This is a genomic window from Angelakisella massiliensis (assembly GCF_900104675.1).
GTDB classification, from domain to species: Bacteria; Bacillota; Clostridia; order Oscillospirales; family Ruminococcaceae; genus Angelakisella; species Angelakisella massiliensis.
Genome location: NZ_LT629944.1, coordinates 567,452 through 581,654, shown reverse-complemented (window position 1 = coordinate 581,654; position 14,203 = coordinate 567,452). Strand labels below are relative to the sequence as shown.

The 14,203-nt window shown below is 43.2% G+C and carries 12 protein-coding genes and 1 pseudogene; 8 read left to right on the top strand and 5 right to left on the bottom strand.

Going from position 1 to position 14,203, the window contains the following annotated elements:
- Positions 1-324 carry a TfoX/Sxy family protein gene (locus tag BQ5383_RS03210; protein ID WP_071429300.1) on the bottom strand — a complete coding sequence of 108 codons (324 nt, stop codon included), beginning with the start codon at positions 322-324 and terminating at the stop codon, positions 1-3.
- A gap of 1 nt (position 325) precedes the next feature.
- A complete protein-coding gene (locus BQ5383_RS03205; RefSeq protein WP_071429944.1) occupies positions 326-1,237 on the bottom strand; it encodes a helix-turn-helix transcriptional regulator in 912 nt (303 codons plus the stop codon).
- 235 nt (positions 1,238-1,472) lie between these two features.
- Between BQ5383_RS03205 and BQ5383_RS03200 the strand changes: the two genes are divergently transcribed.
- The gene (locus tag BQ5383_RS03200) at positions 1,473-1,850 is read left to right on the top strand and encodes a hypothetical protein (RefSeq protein ID WP_139193331.1); all 378 of its coding nucleotides are present in this window, start codon (positions 1,473-1,475) and stop codon (positions 1,848-1,850) included.
- Between the two features lie 230 nt (positions 1,851-2,080).
- Here the strand turns inward: BQ5383_RS03200 and BQ5383_RS03195 are convergent, their stop codons facing one another.
- Positions 2,081-4,975, bottom strand: a complete 2,895-nt coding sequence (locus tag BQ5383_RS03195; RefSeq protein WP_139193330.1) for an EAL domain-containing protein — start codon at positions 4,973-4,975, stop codon at positions 2,081-2,083.
- Positions 4,976-5,067: 92 nt separating this feature from the next.
- Entirely contained in the window at positions 5,068-6,024 is a 957-nt protein-coding gene (locus BQ5383_RS03190) for a diguanylate cyclase (protein WP_083389801.1), read from the bottom strand.
- A gap of 511 nt (positions 6,025-6,535) precedes the next feature.
- On the opposite strand from BQ5383_RS03190, the gene BQ5383_RS21435 reads away from it, so the two are divergent.
- Entirely contained in the window at positions 6,536-6,724 is a 189-nt protein-coding gene (locus BQ5383_RS21435; RefSeq protein WP_071429297.1) for a helix-turn-helix domain-containing protein, read from the top strand.
- 40 nt (positions 6,725-6,764) lie between these two features.
- Here the strand turns inward: BQ5383_RS21435 and BQ5383_RS21985 are convergent.
- Positions 6,765-6,947 (bottom strand): annotated as a pseudogene (locus BQ5383_RS21985) (alpha/beta hydrolase-fold protein); the annotation flags it as partial.
- A gap of 479 nt (positions 6,948-7,426) precedes the next feature.
- Between BQ5383_RS21985 and BQ5383_RS03180 the strand changes: the two are divergent.
- The 6 genes from BQ5383_RS03180 to BQ5383_RS03155 all read left to right on the top strand — a co-directional run bounded on the left by BQ5383_RS03180 (position 7,427) and on the right by BQ5383_RS03155 (position 14,164).
- Positions 7,427-7,630 (top strand): helix-turn-helix domain-containing protein, encoded by a 204-nt coding sequence (locus BQ5383_RS03180; protein ID WP_071429296.1) that lies wholly within the window; start codon positions 7,427-7,429, stop codon positions 7,628-7,630.
- 95 nt (positions 7,631-7,725) lie between these two features.
- Positions 7,726-9,162, top strand: a complete 1,437-nt coding sequence (locus BQ5383_RS03175) for a helix-turn-helix domain-containing protein (protein WP_076944432.1) — start codon at positions 7,726-7,728, stop codon at positions 9,160-9,162.
- Complete coding sequence (locus BQ5383_RS03170) at positions 9,155-10,744, top strand: ATP-binding protein (protein ID WP_071429295.1); 1,590 nt, start codon at positions 9,155-9,157, stop codon at positions 10,742-10,744. Before BQ5383_RS03175 ends, BQ5383_RS03170 begins: the two co-directional genes overlap by 8 nt.
- 2 nt (positions 10,745-10,746) lie before the next feature.
- Positions 10,747-12,912: a Z1 domain-containing protein gene (locus tag BQ5383_RS03165; protein ID WP_071429294.1), complete on the top strand. Its 2,166-nt coding sequence runs from the start codon at positions 10,747-10,749 to the stop codon at positions 12,910-12,912.
- Positions 12,912-13,862: a PD-(D/E)XK motif protein gene (locus tag BQ5383_RS03160; RefSeq protein ID WP_071429293.1), complete on the top strand. Its 951-nt coding sequence runs from the start codon at positions 12,912-12,914 to the stop codon at positions 13,860-13,862. Before BQ5383_RS03165 ends, BQ5383_RS03160 begins: the two co-directional genes overlap by 1 nt.
- Positions 13,862-14,164, top strand: coding sequence for a hypothetical protein (locus BQ5383_RS03155; RefSeq protein WP_071429292.1), 303 nt, complete (start codon positions 13,862-13,864; stop codon positions 14,162-14,164). The genes BQ5383_RS03160 and BQ5383_RS03155 overlap by 1 nt, the downstream gene beginning before the upstream one ends.
- The last annotated feature ends 39 nt before the right edge of the window (positions 14,165-14,203 follow it).

The window sequence follows — 14,203 nt, the reverse complement described above, 5'->3', positions numbered from 1 at the left end:
TCATTTCCTCCGCTTTTTTGAGGGTGTGCTTCGCAGAGCATCGCAGGTGATGCGTGTCAGCTTTGTCATCTGCTCCCGGTCCTCCACATCCTCCACCAGAAAGGAATCCTTGGCCCCCTCATAAGGAGGAGCCTTGGGCAGATGGGGGAATGCGGCTTCGCCCTGGGGGGTGACTTTTACAAAAAGCTGATCGTCACAGATGACGGCGAAAAAGACATCGTCGCAGTAAAGGCCGTATTCGCCGAACATTTTCCGGCTGCGGATGGCTCCGGCTTCCCGCAGCTGCTCGGCTACATAGTTGACAAAATCCGGATGAGACGCCATGTCAATTCCTCCCTTGGTAACGGTGGGCCAATGTTTTGGTCAAATCTCCAAGCTGCTGCCGCAATTCTTCCGGTTCCAGCAGCTCCGCCTTGTCCCCAAAGGTGAGAACCCAGCTGAGCACGCTGTCCGCGTCTGGAAAGCCGCCGGTAAAGCGCAGCCGGCCGTCCGGTTCCACGGTGAAGCGGTCTGCCCCGTACTCCTCCACCAGCCGCCAGCGGCAGGCGGGATCAAAGAGAACGGTGACCTGGTATTTTACAGGAAAGATCCGTTCCGGCGTAAGGTCCGGCAGCGGCGCGCAGCGAGGGGCGAAGGGCTCGCCGATGGTCAGCTCCGTCATACGGTTTAGTTTAAACAGGCGGAAATCCTCCCGCATCCGGCACCAGCCCCACACATACCAATCAGACCAGTGGAACACCAGATAGCAAGGTTCGATGGTGCGCACTGATTCCTCTTTGGGAGAAAAGTAGCGAAAGCAAATGGTGCGCTGCTGTTCCATGGCCCCCTGGATCAACTCAATTTTCGGCGGCAGGCTGGTCTTGTACCAGGAGGAGAGGTCGATGAGCATATGGGCGCCGCCGGGTATCAGCCTGCCTGTCCCAGCGGACAGCTTCTCCATCAGCTGGGCATAGCGCCGGGTACCGCTGACGCTGTCCAGACTCCGCAGTCCCGCCAGAATAGCCTGCATTTCCGGCCCGGTGAGCACAGTGCGGTCCACCCGGTAGCCCTCCATGATGGAGATACCGCCCCCTGTGCCCTGGGTGGTGGAGATGGGGATGCCCGCCCGGCAGAGGGATTCGATGTCCCGCTGGATGGTACGGCGGGATACCTCGAACTGTGCCGCCAGCTCCGGGGCGGTGATCTTTTCCCTTTGGAGCAGGATGGACAGGATGCCGATGAGCCGTTCCATCTTCATGGAAATCACCGCCTTTGCTGACTTTTTCTGTATTATACCATAGGAACAGGACAACTGTATGTCATGTTTTCCTTGCCTTGCGCTTTTGCTCACTTTTTCATACAATAGAAAAACGAAGGGCGCTGCCATGGGAAAGCCTGTGACAGATCTCACTGTCGGTGTGAACGGATATACCTGGGATGGGCACAGCGCTGGGAATTTTCGCCGTTTCACTGAAAAAGAAGGAGAGAGAAATATGAAGACAGTTCATAAAATTGCAGTCCTGAGCGGCCTGACGGTTGTGGCTGGAGCTGCTGTCTGCTGGCGCCGGAAAATTCGTATGCCCCTGAGGGAATTCACCCGATATGCGCTCTATATGGCGGTTATGGAGGATGAGATCTCCCGCAATGAGCTGGAAGGCAACCAAATCGGGAACAGGACCATTACATTCCCGCCCAAAGCAGAGACATTACAGGAAAGATACTATTTTTTTCTGCACACCAACAGGGGAGAAAGCCGCGGGCATATTCAGAAGAAAATTGCGGACATGGAGCTGCGTCTCCAGAAATCCCGGCAGTACATTGGCCGTCCGAAAGAGCAGCTGGAGGCAGAATTCTCCGGGGAAATGATTTGATTTCTGCCCATCAGGCATAGTTTTTTCTCACGGGGGATAAAAAAGGACAGCGGGGAAAATTATTCTCCTCAAAGGGAAGAGAAAAAATGCAGTTCCCCGCTGGCGGTTTGAACAAATATAAAAAGCCTGAATCCCTTTTTGTTTCAAGGATTTTGGACATCAAACAGCCCTGTCTGATCCAAGCAAATGTCAGCCATTTGTTCGGATCAGGCAGGGCCATTTATTTTTAATTATGAAGAAATCGCGCCTGCCATCTGCATGGAGTAAGGCATCAGAAAGTCCCGTTTAAAATCGGCCGTGGTCAAAGGACGGCTATAATAGTATCCCTGACCATAGTTGCAGGAAAGTTGGGCCATCATCTGCTCATTTTCCTGGGTTTCCACTCCCTCAGCCACCGTGCTGATATTCAGCTGTTTGGCCAGCTCCAGGATGGAAGCCATGATTTTTCGCTGGGTGCCTTCTGTGTCCTTGGCAACGCCCATCAAAAACAGGCGGTCCAGCTTTAACTCGTCAATTTTCAGCCGTCCCAGAGTGTTGAGTGAGGAGTAGCCGCTTCCAAAGTCATCCATGGAAATGCGGAATCCAGCAGCCCGCAGCTGGGTAATACAGTCGTTGACCTGATCCATATGCTCCAAAGCCAGATTTTCCAGGATCTCCAGAGTGATGTAGCGGGGAGAGATGTGATATTTTCCTGTAATGGCCAATAGTTTTTCCACATATCCCTCGCTGGCAAACAGCAGCCTGGTCTGATTAACGGATATATTCATTGGTGTGATTCCTTCATCCATCCATTGTCGCAGCTGTTTGCATGCCTGCTCTACCATATAGAGATCCAGCTGTACGCAGAAGCCGTTTTCCTCAAACAAAGGAATAAACTGATTTGGAAAGAGCATACCTTTGTCCTTGCTCTGCCAGCGCACCAAGGCTTCAGCGCCTGTCAGCAGGCCCGTATGCAGATCCATTTTCGGCTGCAGATACATACAGAATTCGCCCTGTTCCAAGGCGCGCTGCATATGGCTTTCTATGTAGAGCCGCATCTGCTCAGTATCATGGAGGCTTTCGTCGTAGATGCAGATAGACTGCTTTTTATCCTTTTTTGCCTGTGCCAAGGCGGCCATCATGTAGTTATGCTTGGCAGGGGCTGAGAATGGCTCGGGAGGCGCCGCAGTCAGTACGCAGCCGCAATAGACAGAGACAGAATATTCTCCCAGCAGGGGGGATGCCTCTTTCTGGATCAGCTCCAGAAGGGCGTGAATACGTTCTGTGGCAGGCTCCTCCTGATTTTCTCCCAAGGCAAGGAAAAAGATATCTGCTGACTGCCGGCAGAAAAATTCTCCCGGACGGCAGATCATATCCAGACAATGCTTGATGCGGCACAGGAATTCGTCGGCGATGGAAAGACCGTAGGTCTCGTTGATATACTTGAAGTTCCTGATGTTCAGAGCCACCAGCATCAGGGGAATTTTTTGAGCGCAAGCCTGGGTAAGCAGCAAGCGGAATTCCCCGCCGTTATATGCGCCCGTCAGATTGTCATACCGGGACAGCTGATCCAACTGCTGCTGGGTACGGCTTGCTTCCTGGCGGTTTTTCTTAATGCTGTGATATAAGAAATACAGGCACAGACACAACAGCAGGACAATAAATGCGGACAGCAGATGAAAACGATGCACATACAGCCATTCTCTGGGGGTATAGATCACTTTTGCAGACATGGCTTTATAGAACATATTTTGGCTTTCTGTTTCTGAAACAGAGCCAATATAGCGATTTAAAATGGACAGCAAATTGCCTGGAACATGACCGGTCACGCCTATACAGTAGGATACATTTTTGTCACTGGACCAATCAACAGAAAGATTTTCATAAAGCTCTTGTTTTTGAAGGTAATAGTTTATGGAATAGGAATCCAGACGGCTATGGCCTATATCTCCGGATCTCAGCTTGTTAAACACAAACTGGGTATTTGTATAAAAACGCTGGGAATTTTCATTATCCCATGGGGCATCGGCGGATGGCCCTGAAACAAGCAAACTGCTTCCGCTGAAATAAGGCAGGGTGAACTGGATACCGTCCACTGTAATATAACTTGAGGTGCTGGCGGCACAGGCAATCAGGTCCACCTGTTCTTGTTGGATGAGCCTGATGCCATCCTCACAGGACTGTACGATAACAGGTTCATATTGCAGCCCGGTTGCTTTTGCCAGGGCGGCAAAGTAGCTGGCAGCCATTCCATCTATTTTTCCATCCCGGACATATTGCAGCGGTGCATTTCCATCGCAGAAAGCAACCTTCAATGTCCCCAAATCCTGGATATACTGCCTGTCCTGCTCCGATATGACAAAGCGGCTGCTGGAGTGAAAGTACTCATCGTAAAGCTCGTTTTGCAAATAAGGATAGGCCCGGCTTATCTGGTACAGCGCATTATTGAGGGGCTGGAGCAAAGACTGGTTCCCCTTATACAGCGCAAAGTAGTAGGGATTGGGAGAAAATCGTGCAATGGTGCGGAAGTCATCCATAATTGCCATGTCAACCTGGAGAACAGCATCGGCTTCGCCCATCCGTACCCCCTGGAGTGCGTCTGAAATGGAAGGGTACTCCTTGACTGTATAAGTAAAATGATTCAAGTCCGCATACTGTGCCAGATCTTCCATGCGTTGGGAGAGTTGTGGAGCCGATGCAACGATCATCCCATCCCAAGAGGAAAAATCCTCTTCCGCCCACTTGGTGGAATCCTCCAGAACCGTCAGAGATGTGTAGGTGGTTCCATAGCTGTAGCTGGGATAAAGAAAATATTCCTCCAGCTCCGGGAGATAGTTCATGGTTCCCATCATGTCAATCTTGCCGGTCATCAGCATCTGCATCAAGGTGTTGATTTGTGTATTGGTATCCCCCTCGACTGTTACAAATTCATAATCCCAGTTTGTATACAGACTGAGGTATTCCAAATAGTCGATCATATACCCGGCGTACTCTCCGTTTTCATCCAGATAGGAAATACCGTGCTGGATGGGAAATCCCACACGCACCACGGTACGCCCGTCTGAATCCCCCCACGCGATGGAAATCATAGAGCCTGCGATACATACAGTTAATATGATCCATACTAACTGTCCTATTCGTTTCACGATAATACAGATCCTCTCTTAAATAGCTGTATAGCTATGATGATCCATTTGTAACAAAGCAAATATGTTCTGAGGTGATGCTTGTTTGCACATTAAATTTGCTGGGACAGACAGTGGCGGTGATTCTTCTTGTCGTGATACAGATCGATATCTGCCGCCTCAATAATATCTTCCAGCTTGTCGGCGGCAGACAGTCTTGCTTTTCCAATGGAAATGCTTGTCCAGGCTTTTTCGTCTTTTCCAGCGTCTGCAATGGCCTTTTTTATGATCTGTACGAAGGTTTGTGCCTGTTCCTCGCTTTCAATGCCGCTGCAGAGAAGGACAAACTCATCCCCTCCCATTCGGCATACGATGTCGGAAAAGCGCACCATCTTATTGAGCGTCACAGCCATCTTTTTGAGCACATGATTTCCTGACATATGGCCAAAGGTGTCGTTGATATCCTTGAATCGGTCTACATCAATGATGAAGAGCCAACAGAAGAGATTGGTATCTACATATTGCTTATAACGTTCCTGAAAGGTGCGGTAGTTTATTAATCCGGTCAGCCCATCTCTCTCAGCCAATATGCGCAGATATTCCATCTTTTCCATTTTTTCATTGAATTGGCTCAGAAGAGTTTTGGGATAGTACTCTCCATCAGCCTGCTCCATATTGGGCAGTGAGTGATGAATGTGAATGATTTTCCATCCGTCCTCTCTGCGGCGGTACACCATGGAAAATCGGCTGTCCATATCAATGGTGGTTTCCTGGTCTTCGCTTTCCCAGTAAATATAGATTTCTCCATGTACCAGGCAAAGGTCTTCTGACAGCAAAACCGAATCGCACCAAAAATCCCGGAACTGAAACTGAATGTTGTTGCGCTCAGCAAATTCTTTGTACATAGCGGCTTGAAAATCCTGTGCGGTTTGGTAGATTTCGTGCTTGCCGGTTCCGATAATTGTGCAAGTCGGATCAATGAAATTTTGAATGGGATGTGTTCCGTCTTCGTTCATATCCGCAAAATAGGTGTGCCACATTTGTTGGGTAAACAGATTGAAATCCATCATATTCACTCACAGCTCCTTTGAGGAAAATAAATGCAATGCATTTTCTCTCGCCATCACCGATGTGACTATGGCACCTCTCTTGTTTTTGATCCTGCGCTGATGTTTTGATCGGATAAGATACTATTATATACATTCTACCATTTATGCCCAGTTTGCACAATATGGTATCTTTTGATTTTCAAAAGAAAACTTTAAGCCGAATAGGAACATATAAAAAAACAGCCCCCATACATGGCATGGAAGCAGGTTGTTTCTGGCTGAAAGTTTCTTATATCAGAGGTCAAAGAGAGTCACAAATGTCCAAATCACTGATTTTATCGCAGTTAGTTCCTGTCAAAACAGAAATAGTTTGTATTTTTAGCTGCTATGCTCATTTCCCAGTATATGGAAGGGGCTTTGCTGAAACAGTTCCACCCAAGGCCTTCTTAGCACCTATCAGTTTTTCCACAAGCCTCCTGACAGGAAGATGTGTTATCGCTGATCGTATAAATAAGCAAAGGCGGTGGGCTGTGTGTATTTTCAAAGACTGAAAGATCTGCGTGAAGATAAAGACCTGCGGCAGGAGGATGTGGCGGAAATTCTGGGAATCAGCCAGACCGTTTATTCCCGTTATGAGCGTGGGTTTCAGACCATCCCGGTGGTCCACCTGCTGAAATTGGCGGATTATAGTCCTTCATTCTGGGAAACCAGAGAGAGCTAGACATACTGCCCATCCGAGAAAATAGATCCGTCTGGTAGATCGCATACAGGGCAAACAGCCCCGCCAGAGAGTACCCGGCAATCCCTCTCCAACAAGGGACTTCATCAATCGCCTTCTCTGCCGCTGGAATAATCTCCTCGGTGAGGAGACGCAGGTAGTCGTCCGCACCACCAGTGCAGGGCTCAGCATTTTTGAAAGCAGGCGGACTGTTCCAGGGAACCATATCGTGGTTCCAGTCCAGATCACTGATAGCCACCAAGGTAAACGGCGGACAATCGGATGCCTGCGTGGCCGCAAATACCTTCTGACCTTCATCGGAAAAGGTATGTAGGTAGATTGCTGGCCCTCCGACTTTGCCCCCTGGGAAAACAGATATTCTTTTGCCGTCTATTGTGAAGGTTGGCATTTTGCTTCCCCCAATTTTCACTTTAACGATTGATAACCGTTGAAAGTCAAATTATTTTACAGCAAAGAGTCTTTGGATGCAATAGATGCGAGACATGAAAGTTACATAGGCCCCTGTTGTAAAGAAACTAAAAATCATGCGAATGCATGATTTTCTTGCGTATTTCTGCTGAATATGCTATTATTATACACAACGCTGTCAGGTGTTGGAAGAGACCTTGGCGGCATAGCTGCAATCTCCAAAATGCTCTGCCGTCTGGCAGGGCATTTTGCATATTGGCGTGGAGGAATCTTGTTATGGCGGTTAGCTATAAAAAGCTTTGGAAACTTCTTATCGACAAAGACATGAAGAAAAAAGATCTGTGTGTGAAAGCAGGCATTAGTCCTGCCTCAGTCACCAAAATGGGTCGAAATGGTCATGTTAGCACAGAAATACTTTTAAAAATTTGCATGGCGTTAAATTGCCAAATAGAGGACATTGTGGAGATTGTACCCGATTGAAAATGAGACCACTATTTTGGACAATTAATGCGATAGAATGAACAGAATTTAAAAACGGAGACGTTATTGTTAACTATAATAAGGTGAGTGAAACAATGCTATTGACTACAAAGGAAATTGCTCAAAAATGGGGGGTTTCTGTTACTTGGGTTACTATACTCTGTAAAAAAGGGCGCATCAAAGGTGCAGTGAGGGATGGTAACAGATGGTATATTCCTGAAGATGCAAAAAAACCAGCAGATCGTCGCACAAATAAAGAGGCTCCTGGTAAAAAACGATTTAGATTTGTGGATCTGTTTGCTGGTATTGGCGGTTTTCATCAGGCAATGAGGTATCTGGGTGGCGAATGTGTTATGGCAGCTGAGATTAATGAGGAATGTAGGAAAACATACCAACTTAATTATCATACCCAAGAAAAAGAAATTCGCCGAGATGTAACAGAAATAGATCCGTTAACTATTGCGCCGTTTGATGTCTTGTGTGCTGGGTTTCCATGCCAACCGTTTAGTAAAGCTGGCGCCCAAAAGGGCTTTCAGGATAAAAAACGTGGCAATCTATTTTATACAATAATGAACATTCTCGATGCGCATCCAGAAGTCAAGTTTATTATTCTTGAAAATGTTCGAAATTTAGCGGACAAGACTGAGAATTGGGGCATTATTACATCCGAATTGATGCAACGCAATTTCTATATTACAGAAGAACCACTTATCCTCTCTCCTTCAGATTTCGGAATTCCTCAAATTCGTGAAAGAGTATATATACTTGGGATTCGGAAGGATATTCGAAATGAGAAAATTCTAAGCAACGGATTTATTCATAAAACTGACTTACACTTAGAAAAGTATCTTCGAAAGTGTAAGATGGGGGATGCATGGACAATACTGGAAGAAAATGTTGATGACTCTTATATGATCTCTGAAGAGCAGGAAAAGATGATTTTCGCATGGGATGAATTTAGAATTGGCACAGGGATTAAGGTGATTGGATTTCCTATCTGGATAGATAGTTTTGGCGTAGGGATTGATGATGATCAGGCCGTTTTCCAAGCACAAGGATATGGCGATATGCCCAAATGGAAGAAAAATTTTTTGGAACGAAATAGAAAGCTGTATTTAGACAATAGAATTTTTATTGATAACTGGATTCAAAAGTATGACATGCTAAATAGAATTAAATTATTCAAAAAATTTGAATGGAATTGTGGTGCAGATGTCTCCGATATCCATGATTGTCTAATACAAATTCGTCAATCAGGAATCCGTGCAAAGCGTCCTACATTCTATCCCTCCCTTGTCGCTATTGTAAATACTCCTATTATTTGGGACAGAAAGAAGAATCATTTTAGGAAATTAACTCCCAGAGAAGCTGCAAATTTGCAAAGCTTTCATGGCGGATTTAAGTTCCGTGGTACAGATGCTACACAGTATAAACAACTCGGAAACTCAGTAAATGTTCGTGTGTTGAAAATTTTAGGGGAACGCCTGTTTGCATTAGCGAACGACGGATGGGATGGTGACTTTGATGGCTAAAAAACTAAATATCAGGCCAACAAGCGGTGTCTATGCTACATATAAACGGCTTAGCTATCAACCTTGGACTGCTATTGCCGAGTTTGTTGACAATTCTACGCAGAGTTTTTTCGATCACAAAAATGAACTTATGTCGCAAAAATATGCAAAGGGACTTCGGATAACTATTGACTATATCGAAGACAAGGATATGGGTGATTCCATTGAAATCTATGATGATGCATATGGTATGGAATGGTCAGACTTTCAACGAGCTGTAGTTCTCGATAGGCCGCCTCAGAAAACGACAGGCCGAAACGAATTTGGAATGGGGCTTAAAACTGCGGCTTGTTGGTTCGGATCTGTTTGGTCAGTTGAATCAACGCAACTTGGATCAAGAAATAAGTATTATACTGAGATTAACATTGACGATCTTGGAAAATACAAAACAGAAGAGATTGATGTACGAGAAGATTTAGTTAGCGCCAAAGAACACTACACAAAAATTGTAATTAAGAAACTAAATAAACGTATAGTTGGCCCTAGAACAGTTGGTAAGGTAAAAGAACTTCTTAGCAGCATCTATCGAGAAGACATTAGATCTGGATTAGTTAAAATATTTTACAATGGCACTTTACTTCAATTTAAAGAAGCACCTGTTTTTGTTGAAAATATTAACGGGCAGAACAAAGCGTGGAAAAAAGAAATAGAATTTACTGTCAATCATGAAGGTAAAGATTTGCATGTGTCTGGATTTATTGCAATCCGAATTCCAGGTAGTGTGAAAGATGCTGGTTTTACTCTTATTCGGCGAGGAAGAGTGATTGTTGGAGGATCTGAAAAAAATTATCGTCCAGTTGAATTATTTGGTGATGCAAATTCTTATGCATGGCAGAGACTATACGGAGAACTGCATATGGATAATTGGCCTGTTACACAGGCAAAAGACAACTTTGACTGGCACAATAGTGGTTTAGAGGAAGCATTTATCGAGGCACTGCAGAATTTTACACAAGACTATCGTCGCAAGGCAGAAAGTATTCGTGTGCGAGAAAAAATTCATACAAAAGACCTTGTACACTTGGCAACACAAGACCTTTCTGGCTCTGGTCTAGTTCAAAATCTACAAATCGAAATTGTTGAAGAGGAACCCAACCAACCTCAAAATCCGGCTAAAAAAGCTATTCAAGAAAAATTGACAGATTTGCAACAAGAGAACTCTTCACAAGAAGAGGTAGTTACGCCAAGTGATGACGGAGTGACTATTGAGGGTGGAAATCATGTCAATTATCGTTTTATGTATAAACACATAGAATATCTTTTTCATATTATTTTTGATATGAGTGACCCTACAATGGATTGGTTGCTTGTGGAAGCTGATGGCGAAAATGAATATACACTCTCTATCAATATGCGTCATTCCTTTTTCAAACCACTCATTGAAAAACGAGAGTTCATGCCAATTATGATGCGGATGTCCATTGCACTTGTATTGGCCGAAATAGAGTCAATGACGGTTTCTCCAGATGGTCGAATTGAGCCGTCTGCAATTCGCCTTAAAATGAATGAAATACTTGAATCTGTACGCAAAGGAGATGAATAGTAATGGTGGATAAGTGGCTTACTGTCTGCGATAGTGAAGAGCCTAAAACTTGGAGCATTTCAGTCGATGGATATTTTCGCTCAAATGTCGAGAAAAGAATGCTCGCAGATGACATGAGCCTTGACGCTATAAATGCGGTATTCTGCAACGCTGTTCGAATTCTTAGCCATTGCCCAAACCCTAATATTCATGAGGAAATTGCAGAAACAGGAATAGTCATCGGTAAGGTGCAGAGTGGTAAAACATCAAATTTTATCTCTGTGCTTGCGCTGGCATTTGATAATGGATATGACATTGCTATTGTTTTAGGCGGAAATACACTCGATCTTCTAAAACAGAATGCGACCAGAATTAAGTCTGCATTTAATGTAGACTCAGAAAAGCTCACTGTGTTAAAAACAAATGACAATAAGACATTAATTAATCCAGCTCGTATTAAAGATTTCCTTGAAAATGGACATAAAGTAATTATTGTTGGGCTAAAACATAACAAGCATATTGATCAGATAGCGGAGATATTTGAAAATTCCTATTTAGCGAGCAAGTCTGTGCTGATTATTGATGATGAGGGCGACCAGGCAACCCTCAATACGCGCGCTTACAAGAATTCTATTAGCAAAACATATGGCTCTGTTTTAAATCTAAAAAACAAGCTAAAAAGCCACTGTTTCCTGTCTGTTACAGCTACTCCGCAGGCTAACATTCTTATAGAAACATTTGATACGCTTTCTCCTGATTTTGGAGAACTTGTTTACCCGGGAGAGGGATATTGTGGCCTACAAACCTTTCACGGAGAAGATTGTGACAAATATGTATATGAAATTCCGGCAAAGGAACCAAATCTTCTTGATGGAACTGGGGTTCCACCATCGGTGTATAAAGCAATGGCAATGTTTTTTGTAGGGAACGCCATTCGTAAAAGTCGAGGTGATATGGGGGATCACGCAATGCTAATACACCCCAGCCAGAAAAAGTATGATCACAAAATTGTTGAGGTGAAAATACAATCCATTCTTGATGACTGGAAATCAAAAGCAAAGACGAAACTTGCTGGACACCGCGATATTTCTTATATATCTCTCCGGAAACAACTTGTTGAGGCATATGACAATTTTGTGTCTGACGGAGTCATCTGTTTGCCGTTTGAGGAAATTGAAAATGAGATCCTATATCGGATCAAAGCTTGTTCTCCAGTCCTTGTATGTAATAGTGATGAAAACGCCAGCGAAAATTCTGAGCATTACAAAACAAATATCTTTGTCGGCGGGAATCTTGTTGAACGTGGTATAACAATTAAAGGACTCGCAGTTACTTACATTACAAGACGCGCAAAAGGTAAGAGTAATGTTGACAATACAGAACAACGAGCACGGTGGTTTGGATATAAATCTCGCTATCTTGATGTGTGTCGTGTTTTTACAACTAAGGATATAAAAGATGACTTTACCAGCATTCTTGAACATGATGAGGATATGTGGGCATCTATTGAACGGGCACAGGAGCGAGGAATTCCATTTAAGGAAATGCCGAGAATTTTTAAACTTGCACGAAGTGCTTTCCTTAGATTAACCCGTGCGAATGTTGCTAAAACCGAAAATTTTGCATTGTCTGAGTGGAAGCCGCAAAAATACTTTATGCTTGATAAGCAGAAAGTGGAAAATAATACAACTACTATTGATTCTTTTAGAAGAAAGTATAGTAAAAAAATTGCATTTGAGCACCACAACGATGTTCAAATTCATGCTGTGCTATGTGAACAAGATTACCATGTACTTTTCGGCGAACTTCTATCAAAATTGGAATATGTTGAAGGAGAAATACTTAATAAACGATATTTTACGCTTTTAGACGAAGCTTTTTTGAAATTAAACCTGAATACACCCGTTGATGTTTATTGGGTACGGGATACAAAACACTCTACACGTAAAATTAATGATGATAATTCAATTGACCAGCTATTTCAGGGCCGAAATCCAAATGTATCCAGTGCCTTATATTATGAAGGAGATCGTAGTCTTGCAGATAAACAACCGGAACATATTCAGTTGCAAATTCACTTTGTTAAACCAACTAACCGACCTGAAATAAACTTTTATGCCCCTACATTAGCAATATATATTCCAGAAAACTGTGCATGTGAATTGGAGAAACTGGTGGTGAGAGCGTGATGGAAATTCGAGAGATATTAAAAGCATTACAGGATAAACATATAACTGACCAACCGTATGAAGTGTTTTTAGTTGACAACACATGCTATTTTGGAAAAGATTATAATAACAATGTAGTCTTTATGATTCCTTCACGAGTCACAAAAGTTATGCCGATATGTCAGGAAACGCGTTCTCTAAGATTTGCTTTTAATAAAAAATGTGTTTTCAAAAGCGAAGATAAAATCGTTACAAGGATAGTGCATCTATTCACATGCAAAGAAAAAGACGAAGAAAATATACTGGCATTTATTCGATTAACAAAAGCATTTTCTCAAAGTGAATTTGATGAAGATCAACTTTATTTAGCAAAGTTATTTTCAGTTATCTCAGCATTGTTTGATAAAGAGAGAAAAGTATCTGAATCAGAACTTCAGGGCCTTTTTGCGGAACTATATACGATTTTGTATTTAGGAGAGGCCGGTTGCAATATAGCTAAATTTTGGCAGTCTCGCAATAGAATGAAATTTGATTTCTCTTTTACAGAGAACAAAAGATTGGAAATAAAATCCACTTTGAAGCCTACCCGTGTACATCATTTTAAGCATGACCAACTCCTCAGCGAATTATATGACATCAAAATTGTGTCTGTTATGTTTCGTAAGAGTGACTTTGGATTATCTCTTCAAGAATTAGTCGATAAAATTCGCGATAAATATGTTGACAATTTTATCTTACTTATGCATGTTGAAACAGCAATTGCAAATGTCGACAAAGACATGCTTTATGGCATTAAATACGATGAAATCTACATGAAAGAAAATTTGCGGTATTTTGATGCTAAAAATGTTCCTCACTTTAACGAGAAAACCCCTGAAGGCGTATTTAATGCAGAATATGATTGTTGCTTAGATACCGTTCCAACATTTGCAGAAGAAGAACTAATCAATTGGATTAAGGAGGATGATTAATGTTTAAAACATATGATTTATTTGACCATAGAAATATTAATGATCTGATACCAGAAATTATATACTACTATCTCTTTCAGGGCCTAAGTTTGACCGGGATAGAACAAAAATTATTTCGTACTGATGCATACCACGGATGGTTGAGTAAGACATTTTTAAATTATTACGGAATTGACACCGAAAAAGAAAATAAAGGCATCTATGAAAATCGAACTGTTCCTGAAATTGTGGAGGAACTGTATAGAAGTTCAAATATTGCTCACATACGTGTTGCAAAGATTCTTAAAGAAAAATATCTGTAAACAACTTGGAAAATAGAGATTTCGTCGCAGCATAATAGG